The organism is Lewinella sp., assembly GCF_050633125.1.
Taxonomy (GTDB): Bacteria; Bacteroidota; Bacteroidia; order Chitinophagales; family Saprospiraceae; genus Lewinella.
On record NZ_JBOEFX010000202.1, the window covers coordinates 1 to 17,422 of the forward strand.

A 17,422-nucleotide genomic window follows, 5' to 3' on the forward strand; every position below is an offset into this window, starting at 1 on the left:
ACATCATTATCACCATCTCCATTAGGAGAGAAGATGTTTGGCATCTCGAAAAGAAGCTTCTGGATTAAAATCGAATCTTCTAAAACCTGACAACCCGTATTTAAGGATGCAAAAACGTATCCTGGTAAAGAATCCTGCTGTGCACTACTTGGCATCCATCCCAGTGGGGAACCATTACCAATCGTAACGCCGCTAAAGGACCAAACTACATCAGGGTTATTTTCATTAGGTACGGCTGCAATCAAATCAACAGAATTCATATTTTCCGTGATAAGGGTAGTACTCAGGTCTGTATCAATAGCGAAGGTAGCTTCCTCAACAACCGTGATTGTTACGGTTTCGGTTGCCACACATTCTCCTAAGCTGGCCTCTAGTGTATAAGTAGTGGTAGCTGTTGGTTGAACTTCAGGGTCTGCCTCCATGAATACGTCACCTGCGGTGCTTGTCCAGCTGTAAGTAACACCTGGTTCTACTTCACCGGTGAATAAGGTCAATGGAAGATCTAAACCAAAACAAATCGTTGTATCAGGCCTTACCTCTACTAATTGCGGTGCATCGTTGACAACGATCATAACGGTGTCTCTAAACTCGGCACAATCTTCGTCTGCAGAAATTCCGTACTGGTAAATAAACTCTGCGATGCCGCTTTCACTGGCAACCCAGGTAGTTGTTTCACCAATTTGGCTCTCGCCATTATACAACCAGGTAAGTGTTTCGGTACCGTTGGTGCTATTGTCTACATTGGCAACCAGATCAAATTCGAAGCCACGGCAAGTAACTAAGGTTTCGATACCGCCATTGACATCTACCAATACGCCTGGGTCAACCACTGTGACGGTAACTTCATCTGTTGCCGTACCACAAATATTGGTGGCTGTTCCGGTGTAAGTCGTTGTAGTCGCAGGAGTAACGATAGGGTTAACGTCTGTGCTTACATTTGGATTGGTCGCTGATGTCCATTGATAAGTAGTACCATCCTGGCCTCCGCCACCATTGGGGTTAAGGTCAATAGACTCACCAGGACATAGCGTAATATCTCCCCGTGCGTTCATCACCGGAGCAGGAGGCACTATAACGGTCACACCTTGCTCAATCGCACAACCTTCTATACTCGAACTTACGGTATAAGTAGTCGTTGATGATGGGCTGGCTAGTGGATTAGGACAATCATCACAACTCAGGGTTTCTCCTGGTGTCCATTCTAATTCGCCGAGTGTCGTTGACATTACCGTCAACTGGATACTTTCTCCGGCACATACTTCTGGTTGTGCTGGCGTGATCTCTAGTGCATCGTTACTGATCACATTCAACAGAATGGTATCAACTTGTACACAGCCACCATTAACCGTTATCCGCTGATAAGTAAAGGTATCAGCAGTAGTCAATACCATATTAAATAGGGTATCGGAAGTTTCCAGTCCAATGCCTATCCACTCGTGCGTAATATCCGGATACATAACAGGATCGTAAGTTGGTGAACTTAGCGTTACCAATTCGCCCTGGCAGTAAGAATCTTCCATGGGGTCGGCCATGATAGCCATATCTCCGGGAAGAGAATCTACCTGGATAGCAAAAGTATCACTGCGTACACAGTTACCAATCGTTACCGTGGCGGTGTATACCGTATAGGTATCTGGACTCAGCAACGGTGCAGGGCCTGATACATCAGCAGGGTTCCATACGACAGTAGCGTCAGTTGGCGTAACGGCAGCTTGTACCTGAACCGATTCCCCCTGACAAATAAAGGTGGTATCGGGTTCGTTCAAGTCGATGGAAATATCCACCACTTCAACGGGTATAATATCTGTAGATTCACAGCCCAGGCGTTCGCCTGTGAGTACAAAATCACCACTAACGGCTGGTATAATGACGGTTATATTACTATCGGGGCTAACGATGAAGTTGGGGCCAGACCAGCTGTAATTTACATCATCTTCGACAATGGTATTTGACAGCGAAATCTCATCGCCCAAACAAATAGCATCCATCGGTTCTTCGGCTATATCAATAATCGGTAAAGGAGTAACCTCAATGGTAATACTATCCACCGAAGGAGTAGGACAATCTCCGTTTGTTACCGAAAGGAAGTAAGTTGTTGTTACATCAGGTTGCACAACAGGGTTAGCGAGTTGTTCAACCGTTGATGCGGGTACAGACGTCCATACGTAGACATTGCCATCAACGAAATCTCCACCAATTTGCCGCAACTCTCCATCACAGATACGTTCATCATCTGCGATGGTGTATTCTGGAGCGGTAAAATCAAGTACCGTGATGGTTACAAAATCCATGAAGTTACAAGCTGCGGCAGTAAGCGTAACCGGAACATCGTAAACACCAGGAGCATCGGCCGTCACTATCGGTGTAGGGCACTCTGTACAGCTAAAGGTCAAGCCAGGAGGAGGTGACCAAGAGTAGGTAGCTGTTGTAAAATCCTGGCCTGCAGGAATTTCAAATTCTTCTCCGATACAAACAACGATATCCGGGCCAGCGTCAAGGTCAAAAACATTGACGGTTACTTCCAGGGTATCTACATAACAAACAGCATCCAGTAAAGCCATGTAAACTTGCGTCTCACTAGGCGTAGCTACAGGGTTAAAACAGTTGGTACAAGATAATTCGCCAGCATTAGGCCCTACCCATTCAATATTATCCAAGCCGGTAATAACTTCCAGCTGTACGGTTTCGCCAATACAAACGGAAGTATCTGCTGCGGCAACAGTTGCGCCCAAAGGCTGTAGTACATCAGGGTCAGAAGGGCCCCAATCTACCTGGATACCTCCACCTTGAATTTGATTACCCCAATCATTGGCCAATACCACGAAGACTTCTCCTGCCATTGCAGGGATCGTCATTACAATATCATCGTTGTTTCCTTGACAATCGTACTCATCTTCTATATCATAACCAAATTGCGGGTGAATATCCGCAAGGCCGGTAGGCTCTGTACCACCCGCATAGCTACTACGGATAGGTTGGTTATTCGTAACAAAATCTATTACACTCTGAGGCGTTTCACAAACTTCTTCTGGTGAGAAAGGGCCCCATACGTTAAAGTCAATATCCGAAGGGATATTCGCACTACTAAGGATGAAACCGAATGGTCCATCAGCTTGTGCCTCAATGGTAAACCAGTAATAATCAGGTTCTATTCCTACACCACCCCAACAACCGTTGTTGACACCTTGGGTATTAGGAATATCCTGAAAACCATCTTCAAACATAAACTCACTGGTGATATCACCATCCACAATACAACCATTAAGCGGATTACAAAGTGCATCCACTAAAGCTGGTGAAAGCGCACAATCGGCTTCTACGATATTCAATCCAAAATCGGTACATCCAGAAGGGTTGGCTACAATAATGTAGTAATCGCCTGGTGTTTGGAAGTTAGCACTACTGATACTTCCTGCTGCACTTTGGGCAACACAAACGGTACCAGGGTCGTCTGGCAAACCATTAAGCACCAAAACACCGGTACCGGGTTCTGCACCAGTAACATTGATCGACGCACAAATGCCTCCTTCCGACTGATATAAGAACACTGTTTCAGGGCCATTCAAGAAAGGAATAGCACCACAAGGAGTAGTATTAAAGTTGGCTCCTTCCCCACAGGTAGTGAGGGCAGGGTTGTTGAACGGGATTTCCGTAATTGTTACCGGGTCGTCAAATTCAGATCCCGCACATTCTAATGGTGAACATTGCCAGTTGGCAACAAAACCACCAGAGGAATTGAAACCATCAGAAACAAACTCCAGCGTCATACATGAGTTAGAGGACTGTACTTCAAATTCATTGCCGTTGCTATTGCCAGTAATAGAAGCAATTAAAGGAGCAGCGGTAGTACTACCTTCATAAATATTAAGTGCATCACCACCGATAATATTAAAGGACTCTACATCTAGCGCAACACACTGGGTGAAGTCATTAGGACAAATGGTAAACGTGAAGTTTTCGTTGTTATCGTAGTCACCATCAGGGCCACCAGAATCATAAACAGTACCAGAACAAGCGCTGGACTGTGTATCCTCTCCCATATTAATGGCTGGGATGTATTCTTCAATACAGAGGGTAAAATCACCCCAGTTAGGTGTTCCTGTTCCTGAATAATCATTAACCCTGATGAAATAGGGAATCCCGGGAGTAAGGCCGATTACATCAAGGCTAATGGTTGTTTCACCAACATTAGCGCTGATACAGTTCAATTCGGCCAAGCCTCCACATGCACCCCTGTAGAGGGCAAATTGAGGATTGGTAATAGGCACACCATTAGGGCCTAGGTCTGTGCCGATGACAGTAATGGTTACGTCGACCAAGGCAGCGTCGACCATAAATCCGAAGAAAACATCATTTTGGGTTGTCCCTCCATTGAAACAGGTGGGGTTGTCCAATGGGCCTGAGTTACTGTCTGTAGCGTCGACGTTGGTATAAATATCACCAATACAGGCAGGTGCTGTTCCCAGATCAATGAGATCTACACAATCATCATTGACAGGTTGAGCAAAAGCGCTGATGGTAAAGAGGACACTACAAAGAAGCGTAAAAATATATTTCATACAGGATAAAGTGTCTGTGACAGATGGTTGATTAAATATATACGACCAAAGATAGACAATTAGCCTCAAAAAAAATGTTCTCTGCCTTCCTTTGTCTGCTTACTTGCGTTCCTACATCTACTATTCTGTTGATAGCCATTATCTTTGGTGCTCAACGAGTACTTTTTTATGCAAAACATCCTCCTCCATCTAGGGAGTAATCAAGGCTGGCGAAACCAAAGCTTGCTCCAGGCGCGTCGACTGCTGCAAAACCAACTAGGGGAAGAAATCCAAGCTTCTCCCTGTTACGAAACCAGCGCATGGGGGTTGGAAGACCAACCAGACTTCCTCAACCAAGCTTGTCTTTACAAGACCAATATGTCGCCACAGCAAGCCCTGGAAACCGTACTAAGTATAGAACAGCAACTCGGCCGGGTGAGGCACAAGAAATGGGATCAGCGCCTCATTGATATCGACCTTATCTTCTACGGCAGCGAGGTAATAAAATCGCCAAAACTGACCCTCCCCCACCCCTGGATGCAAGAACGACGATTTGTACTGGTTCCCGTGGCAGAAATCGCGCCGGATTGGGTACATCCTCTACTAGCGAAAACGGTCGCCCAATTGTTGATGGAATGCTCAGATGAAGGAATGGTGGTTAGGGTGAATGGAAGGTTTTGACACTTAAGTCTGGTAGGGTGCGGAGTGCGGAGTGCGGAGTGCGGAGTGCGTAAAATGCTTCCGAACTGAGATTTCTGCCTTTGAGAATGGTTGATGGTTATGAACAAATTATTGAGGCTTTGTAATAAAAGCCTTTGAAAAAAGATACTAAATTGATCATCCCAACTTAAAAGAATGACGATCAGCGTAACTAAACAAGTTCTAAAACAGGCGAAATGAGCACCAAGATGAATCAAAACTTACTCCTCCTGCATGGCGCATTAGGCACAAAAGATCAATTTCGGAGTTTGAAAGAAAAGCTCTCTCATGAATTTCAAGTACATGATCTTGATTTTGAAGGACATGGCAAAAGAGCGTCCCCTAAGGAATTTACAATGGGGCTATTTACTGAAAATGTAATAGCGTATTTGAGTGAGAAAAAAATTAAAAAGGCCCATATATTCGGCTACAGCATGGGTGGCTATGTTGGTTTGAATGTAGCCCAAAAACACCCTGATTTCGTTGGAAAAATAATTACGCTAGGGACGAAATTTACCTGGACAGAAGAAACCGCAGCGAAAGAAGTAAGGATGTTGAACCCTCAAAAGATTGAGGAGAAAGTACCCGCTTTTGCCAATATGTTAGCAGCAGTTCATACCAAGAACAACTGGAAAGAAGTGGTAGACAAGACCGCTAAAATGATGTTGGGCTTAGGACGAGGAGAAAGGTTAACAGAAAAGGATTTAGAAGAAATAAAACATGAAACACTCATCGGAATTGGGAGTAAAGACAATATGGTCAGCATAGAAGAATCAAAAGAAAGTGCAGAAATATTGCCCAATGGAAATTTAAGAATAATAGAAGATTTTCAACATCCAATTGACAGAATAAATGAAGAAGTACTTACGTCAATAATCGTTGATTTCATAAAAAAACAATGATCGAACGAAGGGCATCACTACAGGGTATAACTTTATTAAAGTTCATCTAAAAGTCCAAAAAAAGAGCTTAAATGAAGGCAGCCAACTGTCGGTTACAACAGAATGAACTGCCTTCTAATTATTCCAGTGTTGGCTATTATTTTGCTTTAAATACCCGCTTATGACCGACTTTATTATCCATAACAAGGGAAAGAGGCCTTCTCTTACAGTTCAAGCAGGATTCTTTTCCGCAGGCGGTTAATAATTTATTGTTGGGTATTAGATTCATTCTGGACATGCTTAAAAACAGATTTAGAGCTGGCACTGTCATTGGTTTGTAATATTGCTTTTATCTCGGACAAATAGATCCGTTATTAATAAAACAACCCTATATTTGTACCATGAAATTGACCATAAAATATCCCATAGCCATTGCCTCCGTTTTCATTTGGGTTGGTTTCGTTGGAGCCATCAGCTTTATGGAAGCATGGCTAAAATTTCAAGCACCGGGTATCACATTACCATTAGGGCTCGGTATTGGCAGGTTGGTATTCAATGCGCTCAACAAAGTGGAGTTGGTTCTGTCCATTGTCATTATTGCGAGCATGGTTTTTGGGGGCATCAAAAAAATAAAATGGGAGCATTTGTTGTTCTTTCTCCCTTTTCTCATTGTCGTCTTACAGTCTACATGGTTGCTTCCAGCATTGGACATCCGTGCAGAAATGCATATACAAGGGCGAAACGTGCCTAGTTCTAACTTACATTTTTGCTATATCGGAATGGAAGTTATCAAGGTCACTTGCTTAATGATTTTTGGAATAAAGCTTTTTAAATCATAAAAAACCAATGGCATGAATTTTTCAAAAGAAAATATTGTCGGAGAAGTTGTTGCAAAGGATTTTCGTACAGCTTCAGTTTTTAAATCGCATCGTATTGATTTTTGCTGCAAAGGCAACAGGAGTATAAACGAAGTCTGCATACAGAACAACCTCAATGTAGATACCCTGGTTGAGGAACTGAACCAAGTTGCTCAGGTTGCTAGTGAGGGCACCATTGATTTTCAATCATGGGACATGGATTTGCTTGCCGATTATATCGAAAAAAAGCACCATAGATATGTAGAAAAAAAGATTCCTGAACTCCGTGCATTTTTAAATAAAATAGCCAAAGTTCATGGTGATCGTCATCCGGAGTTGATAGAAATCGAAGCCTTGTTTACCGCTTCTGCCAATGAACTGACGGCACACATGGAGAAGGAAGAGACCATTTTATTCCCTTATGTACGCAAAATGGCAAGTGACGGAAACGGCCAAAGACCTCCCTTTGGTACGATACAAAACCCCATTACCATGATGATGCACGAGCATGACAATGAAGGGGAGCGATTTAGAAAAATAGCAGCATTAAGTGATAATTATAATCCACCGCAAGATGCTTGCACTACCTATCGAGTAGCATTTGCAATGCTCAGTGAATTCGAAAACGACCTGCATAAACACATCCATCTGGAGAATAACATTCTATTCCCGAAGGCCATCCAAGCAGAAAGAACATTGGTCAGTGCTTAAAAAACAGCTCTAAACCAATAAAACGACACCAATCATTACAACCAGTAAGCCATGAACACCACCATGGCTTACTGTTTTTCGGGAAACACAAGAAGGCTTTACGATGGGCTAATGGTGCCTCCTCTCTGCCTTATGTACTTAAGGTTTCCATTCTCTATTCGGCCAAACCTTCGGTTGCAATCCAATGAACTTTGGGGTATATTTACCATTAAGCATACGCTTTACCTACAACATACTTACGCTGCTGTATACAATACTTACCCTTCGGTACTGTATGAGGAGTCCATTTATGAAAAAGGCGTAGAACAAAAGATTAAAATAACCACCGCACCCTATAAATAATAAAAACCTGCAATATGAGCACCACACCCGAGCACGATGAGCGCATAGCGAAAATGACATTCTCTTCGGTATATCCACATTATGTTACCAAAGTTGAGAAAAAGGGAAGAACGAAAGAAGAATTGCACCAAGTCATTGAATGGCTAACCGGTTACGATTTAAAAAAGCTGGAAGAACTGATTGAAAACAAAGTAACCTTTGAAAAATTCTTTGAGGATGCTACCCTGCATCCCAATGCCCATTTAATCAAGGGTGTCATCTGTGGCTACCGGATAGAAGACATCGAGACCCCATTAACAAAGCAAACAAGGTATTTAGACAAGTTGGTGGAAGAACTGGCCAGAGGGCGGAAAATGGAGAAGATTTTGCGGGTAGTGTAGCGTATCGAACAAGTAAATCCTACTTCAGTAAACAAGTAATTACAACCTTTTTTATGTATCGATTAACACTCATTCTCTGTTTATTATTATCACCATTATTTTTAATAGCCCAAGATAACGATGCTCTAATCTTAGAATTTGCCAGAGATAAAATCAGACAAGGCAAGGCCGAAGAAGCTATAAAGGAATTGCAACTCGGTATCTTAAAGAATGATAAAGAACGTCCAGCATATTTACTTGCCCAAAGTTTATGTTATTGGGATTTAGAACAAATTTCAAAAGCAAAGGCTAACCTAGAACGAATTTTCGAGACCGAAAAGACGAATTCTCCTTTAATAAATTGCGATGGATATTGGTTAAAAGGAAGTATCCATGAATTTAACGAAGAACCCGATCAAGAAATCGTTGCCTATAAAAAAGCACTCAGCTATAATGTAGGTCACCCCGAAATTAGCGTAACACTTGCTTTAGCACTAATTGAAAATAAAAAGAACGAAGAAGGTTTAGAAATGCTTAACAATGTGCTAGCCCAAGGCTTTGAGCATTCCTTCATCTATAATAACAAAGCATCTGCATTACTTAATCTAGACCGGCTGGACGAGGCTAAAGGCGCCCTAGAAAAAGCATTAGAACTCGATGCAGAAAATCCTTTTATCTATTATAATTACTATCAATACTACAAGAAAAAAGGAGATTTAACCAAAGCCTGTGAAAACATATCAATAGCGACACAAAAAAATGTACTCGACTACGGGTTAGATACTGACCTTCTCTTTTTCCAAAGTATTCAAAAGAAAGAATGCCGTAATGAGTAAACTCCGAGGTTATTAAAGGAGCTAGAAAATATCAAGAAACTACTTTTGTCAAGGAATCATCTACTATCGCAATGAAGCTTTTTAGAAAATTTAGACTTCAAGCAGTTACCCAGAAAAAAATAAAGAACTATTTCAAATACTCCATTGGCGAGATACTCATTGTTGTTATCGGTGTGATGATTGCCGTTTATTTGAACAACTGGAACCAAGCTTATCAAACAAACCTGGAGATTGAAACGTATTTTGAAAGGATACAAGAAGAGATTAATACTAACAGTGAATTTATCAAGGGAAACTCACTAATCACCAAAGACTCCATGATTCCTAGCTTAGTTGTTGCGCGAAGTATCATTGTAAACGGGCAAGCTGATTCGCTGGGAGCATTATCAAAAAAAATACGGTTCCTGACAGAGTCAGAATCATTGTCTTTTCAATTCCCTGTCATTGATGAATTTGTATCTAAAGGGTACTTGTCTCAGATCAATGACACCAAGCTGAACCAGTTGATTACTTTTTTCAACTACTACAAGGCCCAATGTAACATTACCGATGAAACGACGAGGAATTATCAAATACATCTGGTAAAACCATTCCTTTTGAAAAACACCAGGTATGCTGATCTTGATATTTACCTTGATCAACCAATACTCGACGAGGAAGGGTACCGTTCCTTAACACAGCTACTCAAAAACAGGGAGGCCGAAAATTTGATTAGCCTATACCTCTCTCATCTGACAAACTCCTGCGCAAATTTCGATTCCTTATTCGATGTTTTAACCCAAATACATGGGCGAATTGAAGAGATTAAATGATCAAATATTATGTGATTTATATTACATACTACATAGAACTTTTCATCTATTTTAATCGTAATTATTTATTGAATTACATAAGCTAGGCTTTCGACAAAAGTCCGTAGAAATATGCGGGCTACCGAAAACCCCGAGAATCAAAAAAAATACAAGATGAAAAAGTTAAACGCAATCGGATTAACAAAGTCTGAATCCAAAATCCTTGCCAGAAAACTCAACACGCTTTTGGCAGAATATTCTATTTTTTACCAAAATGTACGGGGTTACCATTGGAATATCAAGGGCGAAAAATTCTTTGAACTTCACGTGAAGTTTGAGGAACTGTACAATGACCTTTTATTAAAAATAGATGAAGTTGCAGAAAGGATATTAACACTTGGGCATTCCCCAAACCATAAATACTCGGACTACAAAAAGGCTTCTCAAATCAAAGAGAGCTCAGAAGTATCCGACGGAGTAAAGGCAGTGAATAATATTTTAGAATCTTTTTCTGTCATCATAAAAATGCAACGAGAATTGCTAACTATCTCAGAAGAAGCAAATGATGAAGGTACCAATGCTTTGATGAGTGATTACATTCGTGCTCAGGAAAAATTAGTTTGGATGTATTCCGCTTTTCTCGGCAGGTAAGTTCATACGTTTCGCTTTAGCTCATTGTTAGCGTTCTAGTGTAACGCCCAAATCAATGAGCTATTCAATTACAGTCAACAACCTCATTAACAGTCTTTAAACATGAAGAAACCAGTAATAATAATTATCACTATCCTAATGTTTAAGGCTTTCGTCATTGGGCAGAACCAAAACTTATCGAATGGCGATGTTTTTGATGGAGAACCCTACTTAGCCATCGATCCCAATGATACTCAGCACTTGGTCGTTGCCTGGATGGGGTGGATTGATGTCTTTAATCAGTTTAAGATCAAGACCAAAACAAGTTTTGATGGTGGGCAAACGTGGACTTCCGTCACTGAACTTCCGCATACGGTTTCCAACTACAGTTCTGCTGATCCATGCATTGCATTCAATGCAAATGGGGAGGCCTTTATCAGTTATATTGATTTTACCGGCACAACGCCGCCCGTAACGGGTGGCGTATACCTCTGTAAATCAACGGATGGAGGAGTCTCATGGGGTTCACCGACAGCGGTTATCAATACCGACTATGATGGTCCCAAGTGGCCAATAGACCGGCCATGGATGGTGATCGACCAATCTACCAGCGGTGAATCAACAGCAATCTACTTGACCACTTTTAATTTAAACAGAACAGAACCCAGTTTCCATCCATACCTGTCTTTTTCAAATGATGGGGGGAATACTTTTTCAAGTCGATACCTGGATACAATTGGCTGGCTGGCGGGCAACTTAAACCCATTCCCCATGTGTTCTCCGGCAGTAAATAATGCCGGCGTTTTTCATGGTGTATATCCTTCTTTTGTGTTGACACAAAGTCTTTCTTTACAAGCATTTCACGTATCCTCTGATGACGGAGGAAATACTTTAGATCATAAAAACATTCCAGTCCAAACGGAACCTGCGACTACTACGGACTACCCAAATGCCAAGAAGGCTCCCCTTTTGCTATCTGATCCGGCAGACGACAACCATTTGGTCTACCTATTTTTGGGAGCTGACTATGGCAATTTAGATGTTTTTATGATAGAAACAGCCAACGCCGGTATCGATTGGTCTGAACCCCTAAAATTGAATGATGCTCCTATCGGAAACAACAGGATGCAAGATATGCTTTGGGGTGATTTTGATAATGATGGCGACCTGGTCGTAAGTTGGAGAGACCGAAGAAATGGGACAGATGGTAGCTATCAAACAGCATCAGAAATTTGGGCCACCTACAGAGCGAAAGATTCCCTAAACTTCTCTCCAAACTTTCAAATCACCAATGAAACCGTCGCTTTTGATGTCGTCTTGGAAAGTGCTGGCAATGACTTCATGTGTATAAAAATGCAAGATGATATCATAAACACAACCTGGGGCGATACCAGAAATGGGAAACTCAATATCTGGTTTCAAAGTATGACCATTGATGGCATTATTTTATCCTCACAACAACTGTCACCAGAAAAAAAATTACACATCAATATTTACCCCAACCCCACAACTTCAAGGGTCACTATTGCTGGTGAAAAGATAAAAAGCATTACCATCTACGACATCAATAGCAAAGCTGTCCTTACGGAATCAAACGACTCCAACAAGCAAGAAATAGGCCTTGACCTAGCAAGATTGAGTAGTGGTCTCTATCTCGTTCAGGTAAATACATCGGAAGGGATATTGACGCAAAAGCTGGTGAAGAAGTAGAATTCTCCCTGATAGCCGAACGAAATCTACTCCATTATCTAAACCCCACCAGTAGAGTCGTTTCTGAATAAGCTGTTAACTTGCTTCAAAAACGACTCTATATTTGTCCTAATATTTATCAGGCAATCACTTTAAAAGACCAGCCTAATCAAGACAATCCTTGAATAATAGCATCTGCGTAGGACTTTGGATCATTTCCACATTTTATGATGTCATCATAAAGCCAAATGAAACCTCCTCTGATGCCTTGAGTTTTATAAGCATTAAATTGTGTTTCAATCTCCTGTGCAGACATTCCGGCACTACATCCGTCTCCATGCTTACACCATAGCCCAGGAACGATAAATTCGGCAGGGTTACTATTAGCGGGTAGTACACACTTAACAGCATCAATCCAAGGCTGAAGGTCATTCAAGTTACCTGCTCCACCTGCATAGCACTGCAAATTGAATGCGGTTACAAACCCTGGGTTGGTTTTTTCTAGTGTTTCCAAGCACCCCTGCCAGAACGAAATGGAAGTGTAGGGGCAGAAAGTTACCTCTTTGTAACCAATTTCGGCCAACATTTGAGAAAATGCCACAATAGTATCATGATCATAATTACCTTCATCATCCATATCCATACCATCTATTGTGGGGATTGCATTATGCAAGGAAGCAAAGGCTTGATACAAAGGACTATCTGCTCCAGTGCCATGAGCTTTGATCAAATCGGCGATGTGGTAAAAATCGTTGGTTTCCCAACCTCCTATGGAAAAAAGAATACGATTAACAGCCCCGCCATTCTTCAAATCCTGAAGTTCCTGTGGCCAACTAGGGTCACCTACATACTTTCCTCCCGATACAATTAAGGTACCGTTGAAGTAAAGGTCGGCATTAGAATGAACATGAATTGCCCAACATACAATTGTAGAAAAGTTGGTGTATTTGAGGTTTCCAAGTACTGATCCAGTGCCTGGATAAAATGGTCCCCCTCCGTAAACAGCAGTTGTAATAGCCATGAAAAATAAGTTAAGTAGGATTTAGATGTAGATAAAAGCTTCAGCAGCCTGCTAAAGCTTTACTTTCAAAAGCAAATTTCACAAAGAATTACCTTTTAGAAAAGAGTAGAATCCCCCGTTTATTACCAGGTGTATATACTTGAAAAGCACGCTTAACCTGAGGAAGCTGCGGAACTCTCCGTAAATCACGGCGCAACGCCCCCACTAACCCTGCACCCTCACTTGTCCCGTAAAACTAAACACGGTCGAACCGCCAAGAGTACACTCCATGTCACAGAAGGATATGAGGTAATCCTGTTCGCCGGTTTTTTCTACATAAACAGGTTGGTCAACCTGAGCAGTACCTTGCTGAAACCCCGTGTGATAACTGATAAAAACATTGCTAGCATTGAGAGCCACCCCGCTAAACGTTGACGTCTGATAAACACCACTGGTAGGAACTTGTAGCTCCTGATGAAACTAAGACACCGTAATTAAAAATAGTATCCTGCCGTGTGGAGAGGGTTGTGAAACCAACCTTGGCTCTGAACTGCCATTTGTCATCAATACCAGAGACGGAATAACCAAGTTCTGGAACTAAGGCAGGCTTTAAAACAATCAATGTTATAAAGATATATTTTTCATTAAACGGGAGTAACTATATGCCCTTATAATCCCTTCTATGGTTCAAAAAAAAGCCACTGAAGCACACAGAAAAAACCTGTGCTTCAGTGGCTAACAAAACCAGCGAAAGAGTCCCCCTACTCCATCACCCAAGGCCCACCAGCGGCCTGAATGTCCTTACCCAATTGAGAAGCTAATGCCTTCCACTGGCTGAGGGCGGTCGTAATCTCTTTTATCTGCGCATTGGCAGCATCCAAGCTCATACGGTGCATGGCCGTGGGGCCATAAGTAGAGCGTTCCACCCCGCGCATAACGGCAAAAATACGGTCGAAAACCACCGGCGGGTTCTTTTCGCCTACCTGAGATTTTCTAGGGTCTCCACCAATCGCCTTTTCCATCTGGTACATTTCCTTTTCCAAACCAGCTAGCGTTTCGCGCATTGCATTGGCTGCTCCTGGCGTGTTTTCCAGGCCTGTGGCCAATCGCTCGGCATAATTATCGGCATCGTCCAATTTAGCCGCTAAAGCGGTAAAATCAGCAAAAGTTTTCTCAAAAGATTGCCAAAAAGCTTCCACTTCGGCAGGCGCAGCACCAGGTAATGCCCCCTCTCTCAGTCGCTTCACGGTGAACGTAACGGGAGCCGACAAACTGCTCACCTTTCCGTCTACCTGCTGATACATTGCGGCCGTGTACTCCCCAGGCATTGCCAGTCGGCCAGGCATTCCAAAATCATCGCCAGTAATCGCTCCCGGTGAGGCATGGCGCAAATCCCAGGCAACGCGGTGAAAGCCGCCCGAGGTCGAACAGTCTACCTTGCGAATGATCTGGCCTTTTGCATTGCTCACCAAAAGGTAGGCTTTGGCAGCCGCCTCTAAATCTTCTTTTTCCAGCGCATCCCAACCAGGAAACGTCACCGTTTCGGCCTCTTTTTCGGCTTTTTGGCGAACTTCCTTGGCGCTTGTGTAACCGTCTTTCAAGTAATAAGTAAATACCACCCCAAAGTCGGGGTTAGGTGCTACAAAATGGTCAGCACCCTGGTCACCCTTCGGCTCATCAAAACCCAAGTGAGAACGTGGAATGTACCACCATGCATCGCGTGGCGTAAAGAGTGTAGCGGCTTCTGCCAACTGCGCCTCGTTCACAGCACGCAAGGCCGTATAATCATCCAGCACAAACAAACCACGCCCGAAAGAAGCTCCCACCAGATCGTTTTCGCGCCGCTGGATAGCAAGATCACGGAAAGAAATCGTCGGCAAACCGCCCTTAAGCGCGTGCCACTGCTCGCCTCCGTTAACCGATACGTAAACGCCAAATTCAGTTCCTAAAAATAGCAACTGCCCATTGACATGATCCTGCACGATCCGCCATAGCAGCGTTCTTTCAGGCAAGTCAGCACCTAGTTTCGTCCACGTACGGCCAGCATCCGTGCTCTTAATGAGGTAAGGGTTATAGTCGCCGTACTTGTGATTATCCAACACCACGTAGACGGTATTGGCGTCGAAAAGATCGGCTTTCACGTCATTGACAAAAGCCGTGGCGGGTACACCTTTGACGTTGGACCATTCAATTTTGCGCCAATTTTGACCACCATCTTCGGTCACTTGCAGCATGCCGTCGTCCGTTCCTGCATACAGCAAACCTTCCTGCACCGGCGACTCAGCCAACGAGGTAATCGTATTGTAATTCGACATGGCGTTCACATCCCAGGCATTGTCCCAGCTTTGGGTGCCGCCCATGATCGGAAGCGTTAAGCGCTCCTGATCGCGCGTAAGGTCGCCAGAAATGGCCTCCCAGTTATCACCGCGATTATCTGAACGCCATACCCGCTGCGAAGCAAAGTAAATGCGCGACGGATTGTGCGGGCTCACCAAGATCGGTGCATCCCAATTAAAACGCTCGTAATCTTCACCGGGCGCGGCTTGGGGCTGAATATCAATGACTTCGCCCGTCGTCATATCAATGCGCGACAAGGTGCCTTCCTGCCTTTCGGCGTAAACGATATCTGGATTACCGGGTTCGGTTGCCGGTTGATGACCATCCCAATTGAGCACAACGCTCCAATCGGAGTTTTGAATTCCCTGCACTTTATCCGTACGAGAAGGGCCGCCCTCGGTGCTGTTGTCCTGGGTTCCACCATAAATATTGTAGAAAGGCTCGGTATCGTCTACTGCAATTTTGTAAAACTGCGTCAGTGGCAAATTGGCCATAAAGCGCCAGTTTTTCGCCAAGTCAAAACTTTCGTACAAACCACCATCCGTGCCCATCAACAGATAGTCGGGATCATCAGCACGGAAAGCCAACGCATGGTTATCCGAGTGCTTATGCTGTTCCTGCAAACGGCGAAAATTACTGCCACCATCGTCAGATACCTGCACACGTACATCCATCAGGTACAAGCGATCAAACTGGTGCGGACTGGCATAAAGTTCTTGATAGTAATGCGGCCCGGTAGCACCCGAAACAGCCTCGGAGCGCTGTTCCCAACTCGCACCGCGGTTGGCCGAGCGATAAACCGCACCTGTACGATGATTGAGTTCAATAGCAGCATACAACACATCGGGCTGCTGTGGTGAGATGGCCAATCCTATCTTACCCATCGGCCCGCTAGGCAGGCCATTCGTGAGTTCTTCCCAGGTATCGCCACCATCGGTAGAACGATAAATACCCGTACCGGGGCCACCGCCCATATAGGCCGCTACCGTACGATGACGCTGCCAAGTAGCCGCATAAAGCACATCAGGATTGCGAGGATCAATCAACAAATCAGTCGCGCCAGTCCATTCTTCATCGCCGAGGGTACGGTTCCAGGTGGTGCCGCCATCGGTGCTTTTGAAGATGCCGCGTTCGCCACCTTTACTCCACAGTGGCCCTTGCGCCGCTACCCACAGTACGTCGGAATCATCCGGGTGTACCACAACTTTGGAGATGTGCTCAGAGGTTTCCAAGCCTTTGTTTTCCCAGCTTTGGCCGCCATCGGTACTGAGGTAGATGCCATCGCCGTAGCCCATGTGTCGGCCACCGACGTTCTCGCCAGTACCGACCCAAATACGGTTGGGGTCGCGCGCATCGATGGTCACGCAGCCGATCGAGTAAGCACCTTGGCCCTCGAAAATAGAAGCCCATGTGACGCCTGCGTTTTCCGTCTTCCAGACGCCGCCAGACCCCACGGCCACGTACCAAACATTGTCGTCTTGCGGGTGGATGGCAATATCCGCAATCCGCCCCGACATGAAGGCCGGGCCGATACTGCGCCATTCGATGCCACTGAAATCGGGTTGATTTTTTGTTGTTTCCTGAGCGAAAGAAGAGACGCTCCATAAAAAGAGGCCACAAAGGGCCAGGAGTTTGAATTTGGTAGGCATGTAGATTGGTTTTGAGAATGACCGGCGAAGGAAAGGTTCCTCAGCGGCTCCTGTTATACTAGTCTTTAAAAGTAATCCAAGATAAGAGCTTGTTGGGAAATTT

At 43.9% G+C, this 17,422-nt stretch carries 13 protein-coding genes; 10 read left to right on the forward strand and 3 right to left on the reverse strand.

Translation table 11 applies throughout. The annotated features are described in order from the left end of the window. Positions 1-4,559 (reverse strand): CUB domain-containing protein (locus ACRBG0_RS27970; protein WP_431490126.1); only part of this gene is annotated, 4,559 nt, incomplete at its 3' end. 168 nt (positions 4,560-4,727) lie between these two features. On the opposite strand from ACRBG0_RS27970, the gene folK reads away from it, so the two are divergent. The 10 genes from folK to ACRBG0_RS28020 all read left to right on the forward strand — a co-directional run bounded on the left by folK (position 4,728) and on the right by ACRBG0_RS28020 (position 12,354). Continuing rightward, positions 4,728-5,219 carry a 2-amino-4-hydroxy-6-hydroxymethyldihydropteridine diphosphokinase gene (folK, locus tag ACRBG0_RS27975; protein ID WP_431490127.1) on the forward strand — a complete coding sequence of 164 codons (492 nt, stop codon included), beginning with the start codon at positions 4,728-4,730 and terminating at the stop codon, positions 5,217-5,219. A 215-nt stretch (positions 5,220-5,434) separates the two neighbouring features. After that, positions 5,435-6,139, forward strand: coding sequence for an alpha/beta fold hydrolase (locus tag ACRBG0_RS27980; RefSeq protein WP_431490128.1), 705 nt, complete (start codon positions 5,435-5,437; stop codon positions 6,137-6,139). A gap of 380 nt (positions 6,140-6,519) precedes the next feature. Next, positions 6,520-6,957 (forward strand): hypothetical protein, encoded by a 438-nt coding sequence (locus tag ACRBG0_RS27985; protein ID WP_431490129.1) that lies wholly within the window; start codon positions 6,520-6,522, stop codon positions 6,955-6,957. 12 nt (positions 6,958-6,969) lie between these two features. After that, positions 6,970-7,686, forward strand: a complete 717-nt coding sequence (gene ric, locus ACRBG0_RS27990) for an iron-sulfur cluster repair di-iron protein (protein ID WP_431490130.1) — start codon at positions 6,970-6,972, stop codon at positions 7,684-7,686. Positions 7,687-7,737: 51 nt separating this feature from the next. Further along, entirely contained in the window at positions 7,738-8,028 is a 291-nt protein-coding gene (locus ACRBG0_RS27995) for a hypothetical protein (protein WP_431490131.1), read from the forward strand. 14 nt (positions 8,029-8,042) lie between these two features. Then, the gene (locus ACRBG0_RS28000) at positions 8,043-8,408 is read left to right on the forward strand and encodes a DUF2200 domain-containing protein (RefSeq protein WP_431490132.1); all 366 of its coding nucleotides are present in this window, start codon (positions 8,043-8,045) and stop codon (positions 8,406-8,408) included. Between the two features lie 53 nt (positions 8,409-8,461). Further along, the gene (locus ACRBG0_RS28005) at positions 8,462-9,223 is read left to right on the forward strand and encodes a tetratricopeptide repeat protein (protein WP_431490133.1); all 762 of its coding nucleotides are present in this window, start codon (positions 8,462-8,464) and stop codon (positions 9,221-9,223) included. Positions 9,224-9,294: 71 nt separating this feature from the next. Further along, complete coding sequence (locus ACRBG0_RS28010) at positions 9,295-10,035, forward strand: hypothetical protein (RefSeq protein ID WP_431490134.1); 741 nt, start codon at positions 9,295-9,297, stop codon at positions 10,033-10,035. A gap of 153 nt (positions 10,036-10,188) precedes the next feature. Continuing rightward, positions 10,189-10,665, forward strand: a complete 477-nt coding sequence (locus tag ACRBG0_RS28015) for a Dps family protein (protein WP_431490135.1) — start codon at positions 10,189-10,191, stop codon at positions 10,663-10,665. Positions 10,666-10,767: 102 nt separating this feature from the next. Continuing rightward, positions 10,768-12,354 carry a T9SS type A sorting domain-containing protein gene (locus tag ACRBG0_RS28020; protein WP_431490136.1) on the forward strand — a complete coding sequence of 529 codons (1,587 nt, stop codon included), beginning with the start codon at positions 10,768-10,770 and terminating at the stop codon, positions 12,352-12,354. Positions 12,355-12,502: 148 nt separating this feature from the next. Here the strand turns inward: ACRBG0_RS28020 and ACRBG0_RS28025 are convergent, their stop codons facing one another. Together ACRBG0_RS28025 and ACRBG0_RS28030 are read right to left on the reverse strand one after the other, a co-directional pair. Continuing rightward, positions 12,503-13,354: a lysyl endopeptidase gene (locus tag ACRBG0_RS28025; protein ID WP_431490137.1), complete on the reverse strand. Its 852-nt coding sequence runs from the start codon at positions 13,352-13,354 to the stop codon at positions 12,503-12,505. A gap of 740 nt (positions 13,355-14,094) precedes the next feature. Then, positions 14,095-17,319, reverse strand: a complete 3,225-nt coding sequence (locus tag ACRBG0_RS28030; RefSeq protein WP_431490138.1) for a VPS10 domain-containing protein — start codon at positions 17,317-17,319, stop codon at positions 14,095-14,097. Positions 17,320-17,422 lie beyond the last annotated feature (103 nt).